The sequence below is a fragment of the Chlorogloeopsis sp. ULAP02 genome, from assembly GCF_038404745.2.
Taxonomy (GTDB): Bacteria; Cyanobacteriota; Cyanobacteriia; order Cyanobacteriales; family Nostocaceae; genus Chlorogloeopsis.
This window is the reverse complement of sequence record NZ_JAYKTT020000088.1, coordinates 198,507-219,959: the sequence shown is the minus strand read 5'-3', so window position 1 is coordinate 219,959 and position 21,453 is coordinate 198,507. Positions and strand designations below refer to the sequence as shown.

General features: G+C 41.8%; 15 protein-coding genes. 11 read left to right on the top strand and 4 right to left on the bottom strand.

Annotated features, from left to right (window positions below; all coding sequences use genetic code 11):
• The first annotated feature begins 93 nt into the window (after positions 1 to 93).
• The 4 genes from U2718_RS32930 (at position 94) to U2718_RS32915 (ending at position 6,420) form a co-directional block, all read left to right on the top strand.
• A complete protein-coding gene (locus tag U2718_RS32930) occupies positions 94 to 870 on the top strand; it encodes a carbon dioxide-concentrating mechanism protein (protein ID WP_289793159.1) in 777 nt (258 codons plus the stop codon).
• A gap of 563 nt (positions 871 to 1,433) precedes the next feature.
• Complete coding sequence (locus U2718_RS32925) at positions 1,434 to 2,372, top strand: LysR family transcriptional regulator (RefSeq protein ID WP_341994251.1); 939 nt, start codon at positions 1,434 to 1,436, stop codon at positions 2,370 to 2,372.
• A 677-nt stretch (positions 2,373 to 3,049) separates the two neighbouring features.
• Positions 3,050 to 4,666 (top strand): ATP-binding protein, encoded by a 1,617-nt coding sequence (locus U2718_RS32920; RefSeq protein WP_341994253.1) that lies wholly within the window; start codon positions 3,050 to 3,052, stop codon positions 4,664 to 4,666.
• 131 nt (positions 4,667 to 4,797) lie between these two features.
• Entirely contained in the window at positions 4,798 to 6,420 is a 1,623-nt protein-coding gene (locus U2718_RS32915; RefSeq protein WP_341994255.1) for a mucoidy inhibitor MuiA family protein, read from the top strand.
• 189 nt (positions 6,421 to 6,609) lie between these two features.
• Here U2718_RS32915 and U2718_RS32910 read toward each other — a convergent pair whose 3' ends face one another.
• A complete protein-coding gene (locus U2718_RS32910; protein WP_341994257.1) occupies positions 6,610 to 8,301 on the bottom strand; it encodes a potassium channel family protein in 1,692 nt (563 codons plus the stop codon).
• A gap of 557 nt (positions 8,302 to 8,858) precedes the next feature.
• Here U2718_RS32910 and U2718_RS32905 point away from each other — a divergent pair.
• The 4 genes from U2718_RS32905 to U2718_RS32890 all read left to right on the top strand — a co-directional run bounded on the left by U2718_RS32905 (position 8,859) and on the right by U2718_RS32890 (position 14,463).
• Positions 8,859 to 9,548, top strand: coding sequence for a PEP-CTERM sorting domain-containing protein (locus U2718_RS32905; protein ID WP_341994259.1), 690 nt, complete (start codon positions 8,859 to 8,861; stop codon positions 9,546 to 9,548).
• 422 nt (positions 9,549 to 9,970) lie between these two features.
• Positions 9,971 to 11,419, top strand: a complete 1,449-nt coding sequence (atpD, locus tag U2718_RS32900; protein WP_341994261.1) for a F0F1 ATP synthase subunit beta — start codon at positions 9,971 to 9,973, stop codon at positions 11,417 to 11,419.
• Positions 11,420 to 11,612: 193 nt separating this feature from the next.
• Positions 11,613 to 12,026, top strand: coding sequence for an ATP synthase F1 subunit epsilon (gene atpC, locus U2718_RS32895; RefSeq protein ID WP_289793166.1), 414 nt, complete (start codon positions 11,613 to 11,615; stop codon positions 12,024 to 12,026).
• 217 nt (positions 12,027 to 12,243) lie between these two features.
• Positions 12,244 to 14,463 (top strand): flotillin family protein, encoded by a 2,220-nt coding sequence (locus U2718_RS32890; protein ID WP_341994263.1) that lies wholly within the window; start codon positions 12,244 to 12,246, stop codon positions 14,461 to 14,463.
• 151 nt (positions 14,464 to 14,614) lie between these two features.
• Here U2718_RS32890 and U2718_RS32885 read toward each other — a convergent pair whose 3' ends face one another.
• A complete protein-coding gene (locus tag U2718_RS32885; RefSeq protein WP_341994265.1) occupies positions 14,615 to 15,694 on the bottom strand; it encodes a serine hydrolase in 1,080 nt (359 codons plus the stop codon).
• Positions 15,695 to 16,077: 383 nt separating this feature from the next.
• On the opposite strand from U2718_RS32885, the gene U2718_RS32880 reads away from it, so the two are divergent.
• Entirely contained in the window at positions 16,078 to 17,892 is a 1,815-nt protein-coding gene (locus tag U2718_RS32880; RefSeq protein ID WP_341994597.1) for a serine/threonine-protein kinase, read from the top strand.
• Position 17,893: 1 nt separating this feature from the next.
• On the opposite strand, the gene U2718_RS32875 is transcribed toward U2718_RS32880, so the two are convergent.
• Positions 17,894 to 18,199, bottom strand: coding sequence for a 30S ribosomal protein PSRP-3 (locus U2718_RS32875; protein ID WP_016874109.1), 306 nt, complete (start codon positions 18,197 to 18,199; stop codon positions 17,894 to 17,896).
• Between the two features lie 134 nt (positions 18,200 to 18,333).
• Between U2718_RS32875 and U2718_RS32870 the strand changes: the two genes are divergently transcribed.
• A complete protein-coding gene (locus U2718_RS32870; RefSeq protein WP_341994598.1) occupies positions 18,334 to 19,110 on the top strand; it encodes a TIGR01548 family HAD-type hydrolase in 777 nt (258 codons plus the stop codon).
• A 221-nt stretch (positions 19,111 to 19,331) separates the two neighbouring features.
• Here the strand turns inward: U2718_RS32870 and U2718_RS32865 are convergent, their stop codons facing one another.
• Positions 19,332 to 19,553 (bottom strand): hypothetical protein, encoded by a 222-nt coding sequence (locus U2718_RS32865; protein ID WP_341994268.1) that lies wholly within the window; start codon positions 19,551 to 19,553, stop codon positions 19,332 to 19,334.
• Between the two features lie 497 nt (positions 19,554 to 20,050).
• On the opposite strand from U2718_RS32865, the gene U2718_RS32860 reads away from it, so the two are divergent.
• Entirely contained in the window at positions 20,051 to 21,448 is a 1,398-nt protein-coding gene (locus U2718_RS32860) for a cytochrome P450 (RefSeq protein ID WP_341994270.1), read from the top strand.
• The last annotated feature ends 5 nt before the right edge of the window (positions 21,449 to 21,453 follow it).

Genomic DNA, 21,453 nt, shown 5'->3' with positions numbered 1-21,453 from the left:
AGTAGGAAGCAGAAAGTAATAAGTATGAAGTACTTTTACCTTAAGGCTTCATCCCCGCTTTCATCCTTCCTTTGAGAACCCCGGAGAATTCACATGGACGCATACAATCAACGATCTATTAGCACTGCCCAGACATCCCGTCGTCGGGATAACTTCGCAGATAGTGCTTTGGGATTAGTATCAACCCGCAGTTTTCCTGCGATCGTTGGTACGGCAGACATGATGCTCAAATCAGCGGGAGTTCACCTAATTGGCTATGAAAAAATAGGTGGCGGTCATTGTACTGCTATTATCCGGGGTAACATTGCTGATGTCCGCCTGGCAGTAGAATCTGGTGAGCAGACTGCGAAACAATTCGATCAGTATGTTTCTAGCCTAGTGATTCCCCGACCTTTTCCCAACTTAGATGTAGTACTTCCTATTACTACCCGCCTCAGCAATTTTGCGGAGGATGGCAACTACAGTCGTTTGAGCAACCAAGCAGTAGGCTTGGTAGAGACGCGGGGTTTTCCAGCAATGGTAGGAGCTGCTGACGCCATGCTCAAAGCTGCTGATGTTCAACTAGCAGCATATGAAAAAATCGGCGCAGGATTGTGTACAGCCATTATTCGCGGTTCCGTGGCAAATGTTGCAGTAGCAGTAGAAGCTGGAATGTACGAAGCAGAACGCATTGGAGAATTAAACGCCGTAATGGTTATTCCTCGACCATTGGATGAATTAGAACAAACCTTGCCAGTAGCCAGTTGCTGGATAGAGGAACGTCAACCATTGAGGTTCCCGTTAAATATTAAGCAACCAGTTGTCGAAACTGAGTTAGTAGAATTGCCAGATTTATCTATATTACCTGCAAAAATTACAGAAGAATCCTAAAATCTAACATCGAGAAAAACGTTGTACACACCTGTTAGGACGAGGCTAGTACAACGTTGGTTACTATCCCCAAAAAACACCTTCAAGGTGTGCAACGTTGGCTGGAAGGCATCTTACGCTTTGCTTGTTGTCTTGATAATAGCTTGTCAGTCCTATAAGGAAAATACTCATTTTGTGATGAAATATATAGATTTGTATCTATATATACAATTCATAACTTTTGCGTAAGTCACCCTATAGGAGTGACAAGTATTCTGTGATACTAGATTTATAGCGGTTTTTCGTTTTATAGCAATATGCAACACCTTCTCCTCCATCCTCTCTTGTTGTAGGGGAGGGTAATTATTCCTCCTGCCACCAAAATCAAAATGTTTCACTTCTGTGCTTTATTCAAGACAGGAAGTAAAGTGCTGTATCAGTTTTGATCGATTCAGACAATTTTGAGTAGGTGCAAACTAAAACCTACACCGTCAGGAGAGAAGGTGGATTAGAGTTAAACAGTCTTCGAGGCAAATAAGAACTGCTATATCTGGGTTAGTTGCCATAAAAGAGGAGAATTAGCATTGAATCAAGCAACACTGCATCAGTTGAAGGTGTTTGAGGCAGCAGCGCGGCACGGTAGTTTTACTCGTGCTGCCGAAGAACTTTTTCTTACCCAACCTACCGTTTCTATGCAGATCAAACAATTGACAAAATCGGTAGGGTTGCCATTATTTGAACAAGTGGGTAAGCGTTTGTATCTAACAGAAGCAGGACGAGAATTATACGCTACTTGTCGCCAGATTTTTGAGACTATAGCCAAGTTTGAAATGAAAGTGGCAGACTTAAAAGGGCTAAAACAAGGGCAATTGCGTTTGGCAGTTATTACAACGGCAAAATACTTTATACCACGTTTATTAGGGCCATTTTGCCAGCTTTACCCAGGGATTGAAATCTCCCTACAAGTCACAAATCATGAGGGTATTCTGGAACGTATGACAAACAATATGGACGACTTGTATATTATGAGTCAAGTTCCAGAACATTTAGATGTGAGTTACCAGCAATTTCTCGAAAATCCTTTAGTAGTTTTAGCACCAATTAATCACGTTTTAGCAAATGAAAAAAATATTCCCATCCAACGTCTTGCTGACGAACCTTTTATTATGCGAGAACCTGGTTCGGGAACACGTCGCGCCGTGCAAAAATTATTTGATGAACATGGGGTAACAGTAAATGTCAAGTTAGAATTGGGGAGCAATGAGGCAATTAAGCAAGCTATAGCAGGTGGATTGGGAATTTCTATTTTATCTCGTCATACTTTATTACCAGATACGGGAGACTTAATTATTTTGGATGTAGAACATTTTCCAATTAAACGAAATTGGTATATGGTTTATCCATCTGGTAAACAACTATCTATTGTTGCTCGCACCTATTTTGAGTATCTTATGGACGCAGCCAAGCAGATTGCAGAACAAACTGCAGCTATTAGTTGTGAACGAAATCAGGAAAGCAGTTAAATTATTTACTTTTTGGATTTGAGGTTAGCAATTTTAGATAGAAAGAGGCTGGGGGCTTGTTTTTTGAAATAATGCAGAATACAGAAGTCAGAATACCCAATATACACAATTAAGTAATGTATCAATATTCTGGCTTTTGTAAACGCATTGTTGTTTACTTTGTACAGGTATTCTCCTTAGTAAGAACTTAAGATACAGAAGCACTCCATCACTAGTTGAGTCCTATAAATTATTAAATTTAAGCTTTTCTTTACAAGCAACCTCTCATAGATAGGTGATGCATCAGCCATAATAAGAAATATTGATAATAATGAAAAACATTACCTATTATTTGCTCACTCTTGTCTAAGAAGTACTGAACAGTCACACACAGTGCATAGATAAGCCATGAAAGTACATTATGATCGCATAGTGTATATTTCAAAAGTAAAACAAGTATAAAGATTCATGATTTAAGTAGGAGATTTAAACCTCATACCATTGCAAATTACCATGTATAGTTAAACTTATAAATATCTAAAAAACTAAATTATTTGTTCTTCAAATAAAGTAAGACTGAAATTTACTTCTAATCAAAGAGTTATTGCTCATAATTAAGAAAAATTTTTGTATAACCAGAAGTTAATTATTTATATATGTGAGGAAATTTATTATAAAAGCTAAGTTTGAGAATGGTCATGAATAGACTACGTATACTTCATGTTGAAGATGATGCAACGGAAGTTGAACTAATTCAGTTAATACTGAGCAAGGGTGGTTTTGAATGTGAAACATTCATGGCAAATTCAGGCTCTGAGTATATTGCTGCCCTCAATGGGAATAGTTTTGATTTAATTTTGTCTAATAGTAGTGTTCCTGAATTTACTGGACACGCCGCCTTTGAAATAGCCAAACAAAAATGTCCCGACATACCCTTTATTTTAGTTTCTGCAAATACAAATCCAGAAGAAATCGCTACTTATCTAAATGAAGGTGTTGTGGACTGCATTAGTAAAAATCAGTTGTGGAGACTTGCGCCGATCGCTCGCCGGGCAATTGCACAAAGCCGCCTTGAACAACAAAATCAGGCAATGGAAAGACTGGTTAAGGTAGTTCAGGAACTTTCTTTAGCACGTAGCTTAGATGAAATTACGGCAATTGTACGCGTAGCTGCCAGAGAACTTACTGGTGCTGACGGAGCTACCTTCGTGCTACGTGAAGGCGATATGTGTTTCTATGCCGACGAAAACGCTATACAGCCGTTGTGGAAAGGACGGCGTTTTCCAATAAATATCTGCATTGGTGGCTGGTGTATGCAGCACCAGCAGCAAGTGATTATAGAGGATGTGTATGAGGATGAACGCATCCCTTATGAAGCTTATCAGCCCACTTTTATCAAGAGCTTGGTAATGGTGCCAATTCGTCAAGAAGCACCTATCGGCGCAATCGGAAACTACTGGGCAACACCGCACCTTGCCACTACCGAAGAAATAGGTTTGATTCAAGCTTTAGCAGATACCACTTCAGTAGCAATAGAAAATATCCAAGTTTATCAAGAGTTAGAAAAAAGAGTACGCGATCGCACCGCTCAATTGGAAGCAGCCAATCAAGAATTAGAGGCATTTGCTTATACTCTTTCTCACGATTTGCGATCGCCATTGAGTGCGATCGATGGCTATAGTTCTCTATTGTTGAGTGAATACGGTAACCAACTCGATGAACGAGCCAAGTTTTTCCTCAACCGCTTGGGTATTGCCAGCGATCGCATGAATGCCCAAATTGAGCATATGCTGTCATTACACAAACTCTCACAAACCGAAATTCAACCACAGACGGTGAATCTGAGTAAAATTGCTCAAGAAATTGTAGTAAATTTCAAAGCTAATGAGCTTAACCGTCAAGTTGAAACTACAATTCAGGAAGAATTGGTAGTATATGGCGATCCAGTTTTGCTGCGTGTAGTGCTGGAAAACTTATTATCTAACGCTTGGAAGTATACTGCTAAACGTAAAGAAGCGAAAATTGAATTTGGTGCTGTCTTAGAATCTAACAGTTTGTCCAAATTTTATGTACGGGATAATGGTGTAGGTTTTAACATGACTTACGCTCAAAAACTATTTCGTCCCTTTCAGCGTATGCATTCTCAACAAGAATTTTCAGGCACAGGTATAGGACTTGCTTCGGTACAGCGGCTTGTTCAAAAACATGGGGGACGAATTTGGGCAGAAGCCGCAGTAGATAGAGGGGCGACTTTTTACTTTACCCTGTCTGAACAAAGACGCAAGGACGAGGGGAGGTGGGGACAGGGCGAATGAAGAGGATGCGGGGAAGAATTCTCCTCTACTCTCCCACTCCTCTTCCTAATCCCTAGAAATTGCTTGACGTATAGGTCTGTAAACATTAAAAATTAACCTGCATAACAGTAAAAATAAGGGGGAAACTGGCAGTGGTTAACCCAGAGATGCCATCTGTGCGCAAAATAGTAGCAAGCCAGATTATAGCTGTCACCGTTTATTCTGACAAAGCTTTGGTGACACGACGGGGTGTAGTATCCTTAACAGGACAAGAAACAGAATTAGTAATTGCTCCACTGCCAGACACAATAGAAACAGAATCAGTTAGGGTGAGTGGCAAAGGCGAAATCTCAGTGCGGTTGCTCGAAGCTAGATGCGATCGCATCTTCTCTACAGAACCAGTGGCAGCAAAAGTCGCCCACCTCACTCAGCAAATCCAGCAATTAGAAGCAGAATGGCAGCATCTGCAAGCACAAGTTGATGCTTTAGCATTGCAGTCTAGCTTTATCCAGGGCTTGCGCGAGAAAACAGAGGAACAATTTTCAATCAGCCTGGCGCGAAAAAATCTTAGCCTCAGCGAAACGTTGGATTTTCTCAACTTTTTGGGAAGTCAATATACAGAATATGGTATTTCCACAACTGAGTGTAAAAATAGGCAAAAAGAATTAGAGCAGCAATTACAAAGCCTTCGCCAGCAGTTGCAAACAGTGCAAACACCCCATCCCAAAGAAACTTATAGTTTGAGCGTAGCGATCGAGCCTGAGAGTGAGGGCGAATTTGAGCTAGAAGTATCCTACATTGTTCATCGTGCCAGTTGGACTCCCCTATACGACTTGCGCACCAGTATTACAAACAATATTGTCAATATAAGCTATCTAGCAGAAATCACGCAAAATACTGGTGAAGATTGGCTTGGTGTTGCTCTTACCCTTTCTACTGCTAAACCAGGATTGGGAACACTACCTCCAAAATTAGAACCTTGGTATATTGATATACCACGCTTAAACCCAAAACCAGAATTGATGACGAGAAAAAGAGCACCTATGCTGCCCATGACTATGGCTGCTCCTGCCAGCGATGCTGTTGAAGAAGACTACGAACTACCAGAGGAAAATTTCATTGTAGCCGAAACAGTTGTCGCAAAAGTCACAAAAGAAGGCAGCGTCGTCAACTTTAAACTGAATGGCAACGGTAACATTCCCAGTGATGGCGCACCACATAAAACCACAATTTTTCAGGATGATTTTCCTTGCCACTTTAGTTATGTAGCAATGCCGCGCTTAGTAAGTTTTGCTTATTTACAAGCTCATGTCAAAAATAACTCTAATGGGGTAACTTTATTACCAGGGAAAGCAAATATATTTCGTGACAATATCTTTATCGGTACAACAAAGTTAGAGAATATTGCACCAGGGCAAGAATTTACAGTTAACTTAGGTATTGACGAAGGATTAAAAATAGAGCGCGATTTAATTGAGCGCCAAGTAGATAAAAAATTGATTGGTAATAACTCTAGAATTATTTATGCATATCGGTTGTTAATTACAAACTTGCTCACTCAAAAAGTGGATCTGAAATTAACAGAACAATTACCAGTCAGCCGGAACGAACAAATTAAAGTCCGCCTCACCCGCAGTAATCCGCAAATTCAACTAGGAGAAATGGGAAGATTGGAATGGGATATTACTATTCCTGCTCAAACCAAACAAGAAATATATTATCAGTTTGTTGTTGAACATCCACCGCAGTTAACAGTTGTAGGTTTAGATATCTAGACTCTAGACTTATACTAATTCTCTATGAACTTCCACTTAATGAGTATAGAACTTACGCAGAATCCCTCTCCAATCCTCTTGACTCCGTGTCACGGACACTTGCTACAACGGAGGGAACCTCCGCAACACAGTGTCCTCCCCTGCGTTCTGTGCGGTTTATGATTCCATAGACTCTTGCGTAAGTCCTGTTCAACTTACCATTACTTGTGGAGGAGTATAACGCCACAACTGATGCAAACGATTTGCTGGCATATTCAAATACAAAATATCTCCAGCACTGAGGCTAGTTTCGAGTAAATCCCAGCCGTGAATAGTTTGGTTATTTGTTTCCAAGTATAAAGGTACAAAGTCAGCAGACATAGCTGCATCTCTGACTCTTTGACCGCAAAAGGGATGAGCAGGTGTAATTAATGTTGCAAAAGCAACCCATAGACTATCCGCTGTAATACCATTACCAAGAATACGCCCCCCTAGAGCAGCAGCAGCAAAAGCTGGAGCGGCAAGTTCAGCCGGGCTTAGTACTGTCTCAAAGTCAAACACCTGTTGTGCCATCCGGGCAAAATCCGGATCTGCATAATGGACAATTACTGGTACCTTTGGTGTCAATGCTTTGGCTTTGAGGGCAATTTCCAAGTTTGTAGCATCATCGTTGGTAACAGCAATTAGTGCCGCAGCATTCTCTAAATTGCTTGCTTTGAGAACTTCAGCAAAGCTACCATCTCCATGCATGACGGGAATACCTAGCCCGCGAGCTGTATTGACAAATCTATTGTTGGTGTCACGCTCAATGACTATGACATCATGTCCACTGGCATGGAGTTGCTGAACAATTTTGATACCAATTCCTCCCAAGCCACAGACGATATAATGATGGCGCTGGGGAATCCGGGCTGCATCTAAAAATTGTTTGAAACGGCTGCCTAAGACAAAATCATTCAGTAGTGCATAAAAAAGACCAATCACCGCAGCGCCAACCAGCATCATCAATACAGTAAATAATTTAATGCTACTTGGAGCGTGTTCTACCACTTTATCATTGCCACCTGCTCCAGTAATCATGCCGACAGCGAAGTATAAAGCATCAACAACAGAAACGGCTGCATCAGAAGAAGTGTAGATGACTGTAGCGATCGCAATAATTACCAGCAGCACAATAGACATTGCTACAACTGCTTCGGCGTGTTTTTGAAAGTGTCGCAGACTAGTCAATATTTTTAGCAATCTGGCAATCATCGATCTGCGGATACAACGAACGCGGGGTTGAGCACCAACGATTAAGCGATCGCCTAGCTGTAACTTTTGTCCAGACACCAACGCCGAAACCAGATCCATCTCACCTTCTGCTGGCATATAGTAAATCAGCATCCGCGTGCGATCGGCCCATAACTCACTAATTTTGCGATTCAGCCACGGGTGGTTTTCATCAACATACTCTTCATGAATCGGCCAAGTTTGCTGAAACAGCTTAATTTGTCCGATCGCTTGGCTTCCTAGTGCTGCAAAGGTAAACACAGGTGCCGCCAATCCAGCAACACTCATACTCAAGTGCTCTGGTACAGCATGATCCAAACGTTCTCCCAAACTTGTGTTAAAGAAGCGATTAATAATTCTAATCCGGGGATTAAGCACCCGCGCTTGCATCATAATTCGTAAATTTAAGGCATCATCGCCTCCAGCTATCACTATGGTGTGTGCCTGTTGAATTCCAGCAGCTTTGAGGGTACTAGCTGCGTGTAAATCGCCAACAATTACATCTCCGGCTCGCTCGCCTGGAAGCGCTTGGTGATGAATGCCGACAACTAACGCTCCCTGCTGTCTCAGCAAACGAAAGACTTTATATCCAGTGCGTCCTAAACCACAAACAATTATGCGAGGTTTCATGAATCGGCAGCATGATGTGCTTCAAAAAGCTGCATTGTTAAATGAAATATTAAATTAAATTTTTGCTTATTTATGTTGAACGGAACTGTAGCTGAAAACACGATAATTCTAAAATTCTAATTTGGGCAGTACTGATACTCAGTTTTCTTGTTTAATTTATTTGCCCCTACTTTTGGTGACTTTATAAAATCTTAAGTATAAATTTAATAAAAAACTGTATTTCATTTCCGTATGAAATTTGCTTTACCTAAAAAATAATGTAGATAATTTATAGAAAAATCTGAATCGCTCTACTTGACTTAGCCCAATATCTCGAATTGATTAGCTATTCTTTGCAAAGTTAAACATCAGGAATTGAGAAAAATATACGTAGAGCTATCACACGGGTAATAAAGATTCAATGAAGACACGTATTAAAACTTGTACTGAGAAATTTTCTATGTAATTCTATGGAAAGAACAAGTTCAGCAGGTACTCAATTAATCAGTAAACATAATTAAAGTACTTGAAATACTTTTCTTAATTTGTAATAGGGATTTGAAATGAAAATGTTTGCTATGAAATCAAAAATATTACAAGCATCTCTTGGTTTGGCTGCTGCACTCCCCTTAGCTACAGCTGGAGCTTTTACCTTTGCTAGTTCTGCTGAAGCAGCCACCTTCTCTGGTGGTTTTAACTATACTCCTACTGGTGTTCCCTTGCCTTCAGTTGTAGTTTCAAACAATTCTTTAAAATTTACTCCCACTTCACCAGCAAATCTTGTGCTTTCTGAGCAAACAGGAACTTTTGGCCCTGCCTATCCTGACAATCCTGCATTTGATATAGCCACAATATATGACGTTAGTTCACCTTTATTCCCTAATACGCTCTTTTTGGATCTTGGTAAATATAATGACAGCAGCAACACAACCTCTGACCAAAAAAATATCTTTGTTCTGGAATCTTTAGAAAATCCTATCTTGTCAAGCAATAATGGTGTCACTGGAGTAGTAAATTTTACAGGCTATTTTACGGATGCAATTGGATCTTTAAATAAAACTACGGGGAAAGGACACTTAAACTTTTCTGTAGCTAGTAATATTAACTTTAACAATGCTAAAACCCTTTTAGAGCAGGGAAAACTCACAGCAAGTTTTACTGGTGTAGCATTTACTACAGTTCCTGAACCAGCTGCATTGTTGGGATTAGGGTTGACAGGTGCAGTAATGTTTGCATCTCGTCGTCGAAAAGGTCAGGCAGTCAATTAATTTTTTCCTAAGCTTAAATTAATAAATTAAGCCGCCTTAAACTTTTACCGAACCTAATTCTAGATTGGGTATTTTGGCTATAGGTACAGTCTGATTGCTTCATTACTTAAAGGCCAACTGCAAAAATCTGCTTCAGAGCAAGCCTCAAAATTACTTATTACTTAGAGTTCTCTGGCAATAACTATGCCGTATCTTCTTAGCAAGACACGGCTATTTTTTATTTATATTCATAGCATGATAGCCTCAATCGTTTCAATCTTAGCTTGAGCAGGATTTTGCAGCCTCAGGCTTAACAATTGCTTAACTATTAAATTTCTGCCGAATAGTGGCGTCGTTCAGTGCTACTCTTGAAGATGACATTGCTTAATTCTTAAGCCTTATACGACCCGATCTGAAATATAGCTTCAATCACTAGACTCAGCATGGTCACCACTGCAGAAAACACAAAAATTGGTTACATTACCCAAATCATTGGTCCGGTTGTAGACGTCAAATTCCCCAATGGGAAAATGCCACCTATCTACAACGCTTTGAGCATTAAAGGCACCAACGAAGCCGGACAGGAAGTCTCGGTTACTTGCGAAGTACAGCAACTGCTAGGTGACAACCAAGTACGGGCTGTTGCCATGAGTTCCACTGATGGCTTAGTACGTGGCATGGAAGCCGTTGATACTGGCGCTCCGATTAGCGTACCTGTTGGTAAAGTCACGCTAGGTCGGATTTTCAACGTCCTTGGCGAACCTGTAGACAACAGGGGGCCTGTTGATGCTGAGGAAAAATTCCCCATCCACCGTCCTGCTCCTAAACTCACCGAACTGGAAACCAAGCCTTCCGTTTTTGAGACTGGGATTAAAGTTGTTGACTTGCTGACTCCCTATCGTCGTGGCGGTAAGATTGGTCTATTCGGCGGTGCCGGTGTAGGCAAAACCGTGATCATGATGGAGTTGATCAACAATATCGCTACTGAACACGGTGGTGTATCTGTTTTTGCTGGAGTGGGTGAGCGTACCCGCGAAGGTAATGACCTTTACAACGAAATGATTGAATCTGGAGTAATCAACAACGACAACCTCAACGAGTCCAAGATCGCTCTGGTTTACGGTCAGATGAACGAACCACCCGGTGCAAGAATGCGCGTTGGTTTGTCTGGCTTGACGATGGCGGAATACTTCCGTGATGTTAACAAGCAAGACGTACTGCTGTTTATCGACAACATCTTCCGGTTCGTACAAGCGGGTTCAGAAGTGTCCGCGTTGTTGGGACGGATGCCTTCTGCGGTAGGATATCAGCCAACTCTGGGTACAGACGTTGGTGAACTGCAAGAGCGTATCACCTCTACTAACGAAGGTTCTATTACCTCGATTCAAGCTGTATACGTGCCTGCGGACGACTTAACCGATCCTGCGCCTGCAACCACGTTTGCCCACTTGGATGGAACCACCGTACTTTCTCGTGGTTTGGCTGCTAAAGGTATTTATCCAGCTGTAGATCCATTGGGTTCTACTTCTACAATGTTGCAACCCAACATTGTTGGTGACGATCACTACAGCACCGCTCGTGCCGTACAAGCAACTTTGCAGCGTTACAAAGAACTGCAAGACATCATCGCCATTCTTGGTTTGGATGAGTTGTCTGAAGAAGACCGTTTAACAGTGGCTCGTGCGCGTAAAATTGAGCGTTTCTTGTCGCAGCCTTTCTTTGTGGCAGAAGTATTTACCGGCTCTCCTGGTAAGTACGTGAAGTTGGAAGACACCATCAAAGGCTTCAAGATGATTCTGTCTGGCGATTTGGATGAACTGCCAGAGCAAGCCTTTTACATGGTTGGTAGCATCGATGAAGCGATCGCTAAAGCCGAAAAGCTCAAAGGTTAATTGGTTAATAGTTAGTGGTTAGTAGGGCAGGCAGCGCCTTGCCGGGGTTCCCCCGGTTGTAGCGACTGCCGTGCGGGTTTAGAAGATAAATTATCAGTTTGAACAGCAAGATTATCAACAAAACCCGCCCGTACAGTAGTTAGTAACTATTACCACTAACCACTAACAACTAACAACAGACATTTCACAATCTATGACATTAACTGTTCGTGTAATTTCCCCAGATAAAACAATCTGGGATGACTCAGCTGAAGAAGTTATTTTACCTAGTACTACCGGTCAACTAGGTATCCTCAGCGGACACGCACCATTGTTGAGTGCCTTGGATACAGGCGTGATGCGAGTACGCCCCGGCAAAAATCAACAGTGGATACCTATTGCTCTGTTGGGTGGTTTTGCCGAAGTCGAACAAGATGAAGTCACTATCCTCGTCAATGGTGCTGAACGTGGCGACTCCATTAACCTTGAGGAAGCTCGTACTGCTTATAACGAAGCACAAACCCGCTTAAATCAGGTTGCTCAAGGCGATCGCCAAGCTCAAATTCAAGCCACCCAAGCCTACAAACGCGCTCGCGCTCGCTTTCAAGCTGCTGGCGGCATGGTATAACTAGAGATTCTGGTTTTTATACAATGCCTTTGCCAATATCCGGCTAGAAATTTTAGCCCACCTCCGTGAGCTTTGTACTTAAAGCCCGCAGACTATAAGCCTGCGGGCTTTTTCAATGTGTATGAACTTTTCTAAAAATTAGAATAAGTTTAAGAATACGAGGGAAATATTGGTGAAGTAATAACTTAGATAATTAGTTGCCCAAAGGGGCAAAAATATGAAAGCTTCACAAGATTTCTCAAGTAGAAGTAAGCAAACTAAAATATTTCGTTTAGCAGCATCTGTACTCACAACTGCGGCACTGGCTGGTAGTATCAATGCTGTCAGTGCAAGCCCGATCAGAAAAACTACTACACAACACATCGCCTCAACATCAATTCAACTACAGCAAACAAAACCAACAATTGCTCAGTCTCCAAGTGTTACCAATAACCTCCAGCTAGCACAAATCTCACCTTGGGGGCTTATCCCTGTTGTCTTGGTTGGTGGTTTAGTAATCTTTTTCCCCTTGTTTTTTGGTGGACTAGTTGTAATTGGTGAACGAGAAGTTGGAATTGTAGTTAAAAAATTTGCTATTTCTGGGCGTGGGCTTCCAGCTGGACGCTTGATCGCCCTTGATGGTGAAGCTGGTTTGCAAGCCGATACTTTAGCTCCTGGCTGGCACTGGGGTTATTGGCCTTGGCAGTATTCGGTAAAGAAAGAGTCAGTTGTTGTTGTTCCTCAAGGTGAAATCGCCCTATTAGTAGCAGAAGATGGCGCACCAATTCCGCCAGAAAGGATTCTAGGCAAGATTATAGAGTGTGACAATTTCCAAGATGCTCGTAAATTCCTTACTAATGGTGGGGAAAAAGGGCGGCAAATGGGTTTTCTTACAGCTGGTACTTACCGTATTAACACTGCCTTATTTAAAGTCATTACAGTAGCAAATGCCACTAAACAAGGCATGAGTCCAGAATATCTGCGATTATATCATGTTGCTTCTGATAAAGTTGGTATCGTCACAACCTTAGATGGACTTCCCATTCCTGGCGGTGAAATAGCTGGCCCCATCATTCCCGGACACGACAATTTCCAAAACGGGCAAAGATTTATTGATGGCGGGGGGCGTCGGGGTTTGCAAGAACAAATTCTGCTGTCTGGTTCTTGGAACTTGAATCCTTGGTTTGTTCAGGTTGAGCAAGTGCCAATGACGGAAATACCTATTGGCTATGTAGGTGTAGTAATTTCTTTCGTTGGTAAAGCTCATGAAGACGTCAGTGGTGCGGCTTTTACCCACGGTAACTTAGTCAATTCTGGACATAAGGGTGTATGGGTTGAACCTTTGTATCCTGGCAAGCACCCAATTAACACTCGCGTGATGAAGATTGAACTGGTGCCAACTACCAATATTGTTTTAAACTGGTCTGGTCGCACCGAACGTCACAACTATGATGCGAAACTTGGCTCTCTGACGGTGCGTTCAAAAGACGGGTTTGCCTTCGATTTAGAAGTTGCCCAAATTATTCACGTCGGTGCTTTGGATGCTCCCAAGGTGATTTCCCGTGTTGGTGCAATGCAGAATCTAGTGGATCATGTGTTAGAACCAACCATCGGCAACTACTTCCGTAACTCAGCACAAGACTATACCGTACTTGACTTTTTAAGCGCCCGCAGTGAACGACAAGCTGAAGCGGCTGAATATATTAAAATGGCACTGCGAGCTTATGATGTCCAGGCAATTGACACCTTAATAGGTGATATTCAACCACCGGCAACACTGATGCAAACACAGACAGATCGAAAAATTGCCGAAGAACAACGCAAGACTTTTGAGGTGCAACAGCAAGCGCAAACCCAAAGACAACAGTTAGTCAGGGAAACAGCTTTGGCTGATATTCAGCAAGACATGGTGAAATCAGAGCAAGGCGTCATGATTGCTGAACTCAAAGCAAAAGCAGACATTCAGCAAGAAGCAGTGCGATCGGAGCAAGGTGTAAAAATTGCCGAACTTAAGGCGAGTGCCAAAGTTAAAGAAATGACTGGTGAAGCCGAAGCAATTTGCTTAAGAGCAAATGCAGAAGCCGAGTCTTTGCGCCTCAAGAGTATTGCCGAAGCCGAAGCCATCCGTGCCACAGGTAATGCGAAAGCCGAAGCCTACCGTTCTGGTGTGGAAGCCTTGGGTACGCAAGGATACACAGCAATGCAGATGATGCAAATCATTGGCGATCGCCACGTGCGTCTGATTCCAGATGTATTGGTTGGTGGTAACAATGGCAGTACCAATGGCTTAGTAGATGGGCTGCTTTCAATGATTTTGTGGAATCAAACAACTAAGCCAGGAGAAGTGATATTACCTTCACAGTCACAACCAACAATTACCGAGCCAGCAACCACTCCGTCAAATGGAAATCAGCCTCCTGTAGTTGTGGAATTTCCCTTGGATGGGAATGTTAGTTAATGTGAGTTCCCAATGAAAAGAATCTGTTATACCTTGAGAGAAACAACAGATAGGGTATTGGCTTTTACCTACTAAAGCAGATGTCTTAGCGCCTAGTAAGTCAATACTGTAGTGCCAACAGAACCTTTAATCCTACTTTTCCTAAAAGTGACTAGCATCCAAAGCTATCTCTTACAGATGTAAAAATCTTGTTCGCCGTCTCAATAAAGGGCTGTTGTACTTGCGCAACTGTCCCTGCTTCCTTGTCCGTCCAATTGATCATCATGCTAAAGTACACCCACCGCTTGGAAACCCACATCCCGCCTGCAAATGTCAACACGTGCTCCGATGCAAAGTCGATACTGCCGCCCTTGCCGAAGCCATTGACACCCAGTGGCATCGACAGGGCAACTGCGTCAGCCAATGACAGAATTGCTCGGAACTTATTAAGCGTTTCCGGATACTTGAAAAATTTGCCCTGTAAGGCGCGCGAGTAGAATGACACGAAATCGTGTGGTGAGGCAGCCATCGTGATGGTGTCGTTGAGAATGGGTTTCGGCTCATATAAATCCTTCTGTAGGAGTTCTATAAGTTTTGCCCATGTAATAGTTTGCCACTCAGGATACCCGATAATGTAACCAAAAAACTGGCGGGTGCTAGTTGGGATACGAGTGTTTTGCAGTCCAATCTCTGCAATGAATTGGCGCACCCGATCAGCCCCTACCTGCTTTAGTGCCATATCTGTAGCTGTGTTATCACTACGTGAGATCATTGCCTCAAGCACTGTCTGCACCGTGACTTTTCCCGAAAGATTAGGCGGATTAAACACAGGAGCACCAGGCGAGAACACAGATTCATCAAGTACGAGTTCCCTACTGAGTTGTTGGTTGAGTTGATTGGCGATTGAGTTCTTGTCCCCAGGTTTAAGCGTTTCCTCTACAAAGCGTAGAAACTCAGCTAGTACGAATCCTTTAAACGCACTGGCACAAAATAACACTGTATCAGGATTGAGCATCGCAGACCATTCCCCAAATCCAGCATCCGCCGGTATCCAAAACTTAAGCCCCTTCTTGCCTGGTAACTGACTGAATGCAGCGATGATCTTTTCTGCCAATTGATTCTGTTTTGCTTGAGCGGTATTTATCACCGATTGCTTTGCTTCGTTAGCATAGCCTCTCATTGCGAGAATTGCTGTCGTAGCAGCTGCTCCAGATAGTCCTGAGAGCAGAAAAACACGACGTGATTGACTCATCCTACAGTCCTCTTGGAACTCTATTCAATTAATTCCAGTGATTTTCTCCAGGAGTATTAACTCCATAATTTTCCCTTATCACCTCTTGTCGAATATCCAAGTGAATGTATTCTGGCTATCTATATATTTATGTTGAAATTCTTAGTCATGGTCTTTACCGCTTCTAGTTCTAGCCCAACGTAGAAAGCGATCGCACGTACGCCGCAAGAATTTTTCCCTTTAACTTGGTATTAAACAAGTTGGATTTTTGTAGTTTCTAAAGTATACATTATGAGATGCTGACACGATTTATGACTTGTTATTTCTTTACACCGAGGTTACTAGGCATTGCATAATAGAAAGCCAAGCTACAACCGAACCTTGTATCTTACTGAAATCACAATATTGTGCTGCACGAACGTTACCACTTAATTAAACAGATTGGTAAAGGTGGATTTTGCCAAACCTTTCTCGCAATAGATGAAGGACAATCTCCCCCAATTGTTTGTGTTGTGCAAAAAACACAACAGCAAGAGCAAACAGCAGAAAAATTGCTAAAAAAAGCACAACAACTAGAGGAATTGGGGAGACATCCACAAATCCCCACTTTAACAGCATACTTTGTAGAAAATCAGCACTTTTATTTTGTGCAGGAATATATTGAGGGCAAAAATTTAGCTACCCTTCTGGAAGAATGGGGAAGCTTTAGCGAAACTCAAATTTGGCAACTTTTAGAGAATTTGTTGCCTGTTCTCAAATTTACTTGTGATCGCAATATCATCCACTGCGATATTAAACCCGAAAATCTGATTTTGAGATTCCCCCAGCCTACGGCACCCCCCCTTGATAAAGGGAGGCTAGGGGAGGATCTAATCTTGGTGGATTTTGGTACAGCTAAATTTTTGTCACAAAGGGAACAAATAACAGGTGAACACAGTATAGGTAGTCCAGAATACGCTGCACCAGAACAAACACAAGGTAAACCCGTATTTGCAAGTGACCTTTATAGCTTGGGTGTAACTTGTATTTACTTACTTACTCAAATTTCTCCTTTTGATTTATTTGATACTGCTAGCAATTCCTGGGTTTGGCGACAGTATTTGACTACTAAAATTAGCGATCGCCTGGGCAACATTATTGACAAACTAATAGAAAATTCCCAGAGCGATCGCTTTCAATCGGCTGATGAAGTTATGCAAGTAATCGGTATCCAATCTCCAATTATCCATGCCAAATCTCAAGTCCAAAATTGGCACTGTCTACATACCTTAGCTGCACATCCTAGTTTCTTAAGTAGCGTAAATTCTATTGCCATTAGCCTCAGTCATGAAGGGGAATATGGGGAAATATTAGCCAGCACTCATGATGACAAAACAACTAAATTATGGGATTTAAATACTAAAAAACTGATTTGTACTTTAGCTGGACACAATCAAGCTGTAAAAACAATTGCTTTCAGCCCTGATGGAAAAATTTTGGCAACGGCTAGTGATGATAAAACAATTAAATTATGGAACGTGAGTACGCGTGAGCAAATATTTACCCTTGTTGGACACACAAACAGCGTCAAATCAGTTGCTTTCAGTCTTGATGGAACAATACTAGCCAGTGGCAGTTGGGATAAAACAGTTAAACTCTGGAATGTCGAAACAGGTAAAGAAGTTTGTACACTGGTAGGACGCCAATTACAAGTGAGTGCAGTAGCGTTTAGTTCTCATCAACTTCTTGCCAGTGCTAGTTATGACAGAACAATTCGATTGTGGGATATTTCTTCACTCAATTCTCCCCATCTTGACAAAGAGAAATTTAAAAACTGCCCATTCTATAGCCTTTCTAGCCATACATGGGCAGTTTTGACACTCGCTTTTAGTCCTGATGGAAAAATGTTGGCAACTGGTAGCGATGATAACACTATCAAATTTTGGGATATCAATACTGGTCAGGTAATTCGCACACTACAAGGTCATTCTTGGGCTGTGCTGACGGTAACTTTTAGTGTTAATGGTGAAACGCTGATCAGTGGAAGTAGAGACAACACAATTAAAATTTGGAGAATCAGCACTGGAGAAGAAATTGCTACTCTCACAGGACATGAAGACTCAGTATCTGCCGTTGCTGTTAGCCCTGTTGCACAACTGATTGTTAGTGGCAGCAGGGATAAGACAATCAAGCTCTGGGAGCTAAGACAACAGCAGCTAAATTCATTTGGTAATACTTAGATCAAGCGCTACCTGTAAAGGCAACTTCAGGAAACTTCAACTGGGCTTCGGCCATCGGACGATTTCTACCTTCCTCTTGCCAGTAGTTGATAACTTCGGTAGCTTTATTGAGTATCTCTACCCGATCTAATTCACTAATCCAGTGTTTGGACTCCAGCTCTTTTTTTAATTCTTCCCAGGCATCGTTTCTGGGCCAGAAGAAGTACTTAGTCAAAGGACTAGTACCTTTACCCACTACCTGATCGACCGCCAAGGCGACGTTATCGTCTAACCACAAAATTTTCAAAATAAACTTTGACAATTGCACCTCCGGGATTTCCGGGCAAAACTTAACTAATGACAGCGATCGCTTATTTTAACGCAATACCTTACCAGATGACTAAATTAATGATGGGGAGACAAGGGGACAGGGGACAAGCTAATCACTAATGACCAATGACCATGAATACAATTGTTGTTTTTGATATTGACGGTGTTGTGCGTGATGTAGGCGGTTCCTATCGACGGGCGCTTGCAGACACAGTGGAGTATTTTACAGCAAAAGCTTATCGTCCGACATCAGTAGAAATAGACCAGTTAAAATCTGAAGGTATCTGGAATAATGATTGGGAAGCATCTCAAGAGTTAATCTATCGCTACTTTGAAACTCAAGGGCGATCGCGCCAACAATTAAAGTTGGACTACGAAAATATTGTTGCCTTTTTTCAATCACGTTACCGAGGCACAGATCCAGACAATTTTACAGGCTATATTTGCGATGAACCCTTATTGTTACAACCAAGCTATCTCGAACAACTGACTTTAGCTGGAATTAGATGGGGATTTTTTAGCGGCGCTACTCGTGCTTCTGCTACATATGTTTTGCAACGCCGCCTTGGTTTGCAGTCCCCAGTTTTAATTGCGATGGAAGATGCTCCTGGCAAACCAGATCCGACTGGACTTTTTGCTACTGTCCGCCTGCTAGAGGATGGACTTGACAAAACATCCGTAGTTATATACGTGGGAGATACAGTAGCTGATATGTACACAGTCGAGAAAGCGCGATCGCTCCAGCGCGATCGCACTTGGATTGGTGTGGGAGTTTTACCACCGCATGTCCAAGAAACAGCTGCAAGACGTGATGCATATGCTAAAAGTTTGCAACAAGCAGGAGCAGCAATAGTTTTAAATAATGTTGAGCAGTTAAATGCGATAAAAATTCAGGAACTATTAAGTTAACAGTTGCACAATGATGATTTGATCACCATTCAAAAGTCAATTAATAAAGTATGTCAGTAATAAAGCTTTAAATCTACTGTTATTATAAAGTTTGTCAAGAAGAACTCAGAATAGGTTTTGCGTTGTTTGTAAAGAATTTGAGTTTTGGATGAGGTTTTAATACCTCGTCCTTTTAGCCTAAAAGCTTGTGACTCAATCGTAGCTTAAGCTAACATGATAGGTCATTCAGGAGTTTTGTCTTGAGCATTTAAACGCCATATCTTTTCCATATGTGCAATTCGTTGGCGGAGAATTTGAGCTTTACGCTTGCGATAGCTAATAATTATTAGCACTAAAATTATAGGTACTGAAATTACCGTACATCCTGTAAGAGTATCTGTGGCAATATCATTTTGTTTGCTTGGATGAACTTGTGCTTGCAAAGCTGTTGGTAGATACGTCATCTTAAAAATTTGGAATTTTTCGATTAATACAAGATATACAGCGATTTCAAGCTGGATTACGCAGAGCAATTGAATTTTATAATATTCTTGAGTCTAAGTTCCTGATAGCTTACATAAAACAGTGTTTTCGGTTCATAATCTCAGATATTGCTGACGCGATCGCTGTATCTTGATCACCCTGATCTGCTAAAAGTAAAATTTGCGCTCGTTTTAAAACCCAAACAGAATTTTTACCCTTCTTGGTTAAATACACTGATTTCTGATGTTTTAATTAAGTCAGTTAACAGCATATTTAACTAGCATTGACATAGTGTGAAAAGTGTTTTTAGACTACACTTTTACCTAGAATACTGCCTGTCTAAATTAATGTAATGAACTAGTAGTTCAGGAATTTTTAAGCTCCTCATTTCCATACTTGTTCTAAGATCAATCTAATTATTAGATGTGCAAATTACTAGTATTAGCCAGTATGGATAAAATTCTTAGGAGATAAAAAAATGCTTGCACATAAACTGCCTAACGGTCCTCAAAGTCATCCTTGGGTACAGACATTTCAGTGGATGACTAGCCCGCTGGAATATATGGAAGACTGTGCAAAACGGTACGGCGATATCTTCACTCTTCGGATCGGCCCAGTTTTTACTCCTCAAGTATTTATTAGCAATCCTCAAGCGATTCAACAGATTTTTACCACCGATCCAAAACAATTGGACTCTGGTGAACCAGCGGGTATTCAATCACCTCTTTTGGGACAACAATCTCTGCTGACGTTAGAAGGAAAACCCCACCAACGGCAAAGAAAGCTTTTAACTCCTCCTTTACATGGGGAAAGAATGTTAGCTTATGGTGAATTAATTCGGGACATCACAGTGCAAGAAAGCGATCACTGGCAGGTTGGAGAACAATTTTCAGTTCTGCCATCTATGCAAACAATATCCTTCCAGGTGATTTTAAAAGCAGTATTTGGTCTAGAAGAAGGGCCGCGTTACGAAAAACTCAGAGAACGGCTGATTGCCATACTCAACCCCAAAGCACCTTTAGTGACAGCACTGATGTTTCTTTTCCCAATACTGCGCAAGGATTTTGGACGGTGGAGTCCTTGGGGAATATTCATGCACCAAATCCAGCAACTTGACGAACTCATCTACGCCGAGATTCAAGAACGCAAAGAGCAACCCGATCCATCTCGAACTGATATTCTGTCTTTAATGATGGCAGCGAGGGACGAACATGGGCAGCCAATGACAGATGTGGAGTTACGCGATGAGTTAATTACTTTATTAGTAGCAGGTCATGAAACAACAGCAAGTTCTCTAGCATGGGCGCTCTACTGGATTCACCATCTTCCTCATGTGCGCGAGAAGCTGCTGCAAGAACTGGATGGGCTGGGTGCTAATCCCGATCCAAACATGATTTTGCGATCGCCCTATTTGAATGCTGTCTGCAGTGAAACACTGCGCCTATATCCAGTGGTAATTCTGGCATTGAATCGAGTGGTAAAATCACCGCTAGAAATCATGGGCTATGAGTTGGAGCCAGCTACTTTAGTCATTCCCTGTATTTATTTAACTCATCATCGAGAAGATTTATATCCCGAATCCAAGCTGTTTAAGCCAGAGCGTTTCCTAGAACGTCAATTTGCTCCCTATGAGTATTTACCATTTGGTGGTGGTAATCGTCGCTGTATAGGTATGGCATTTGCCTTATTTGAAATGAAAATAGTTTTGGCAACACTGCTGTCTCGCTGGCAAATGGAACTAGCTGATAGTAAACCAGTACAGGCAGTACGTAATGGCGCTCTATTTAGACCGAGTGGTGGTGTACAGATGGTGGTGAAGGGGAGGCGTGTGTACCAAGAGCAACCCTCCGAATCTGTTAGTAGTTCAATTAAGTGATTCAG

What these genes read in the sequence shown, in the direction of transcription:
- U2718_RS32930 (WP_289793159.1), top strand. Translation starts at nt 94, where the DNA reads ATGGACGCATACAATCAACGATCTATTAGCACTGCCCAGACATCCCGT.
- U2718_RS32920 (WP_341994253.1), top strand. Translation starts at nt 3,050, where the DNA reads ATGAATAGACTACGTATACTTCATGTTGAAGATGATGCAACGGAAGTT.
- U2718_RS32910 (WP_341994257.1), bottom strand. Translation starts at nt 8,301, where the DNA reads ATGAAACCTCGCATAATTGTTTGTGGTTTAGGACGCACTGGATATAAA.
- U2718_RS32905 (WP_341994259.1), top strand. Translation starts at nt 8,859, where the DNA reads ATGAAATCAAAAATATTACAAGCATCTCTTGGTTTGGCTGCTGCACTC.
- atpD (WP_341994261.1), top strand. Translation starts at nt 9,971, where the DNA reads ATGGTCACCACTGCAGAAAACACAAAAATTGGTTACATTACCCAAATC.
- atpC (WP_289793166.1), top strand. Translation starts at nt 11,613, where the DNA reads ATGACATTAACTGTTCGTGTAATTTCCCCAGATAAAACAATCTGGGAT.
- U2718_RS32890 (WP_341994263.1), top strand. Translation starts at nt 12,244, where the DNA reads ATGAAAGCTTCACAAGATTTCTCAAGTAGAAGTAAGCAAACTAAAATA.
- U2718_RS32885 (WP_341994265.1), bottom strand. Translation starts at nt 15,694, where the DNA reads ATGAGTCAATCACGTCGTGTTTTTCTGCTCTCAGGACTATCTGGAGCA.
- U2718_RS32870 (WP_341994598.1), top strand. Translation starts at nt 18,334, where the DNA reads ATGAATACAATTGTTGTTTTTGATATTGACGGTGTTGTGCGTGATGTA.
- U2718_RS32865 (WP_341994268.1), bottom strand. Translation starts at nt 19,553, where the DNA reads ATGACGTATCTACCAACAGCTTTGCAAGCACAAGTTCATCCAAGCAAA.
- U2718_RS32860 (WP_341994270.1), top strand. Translation starts at nt 20,051, where the DNA reads ATGCTTGCACATAAACTGCCTAACGGTCCTCAAAGTCATCCTTGGGTA.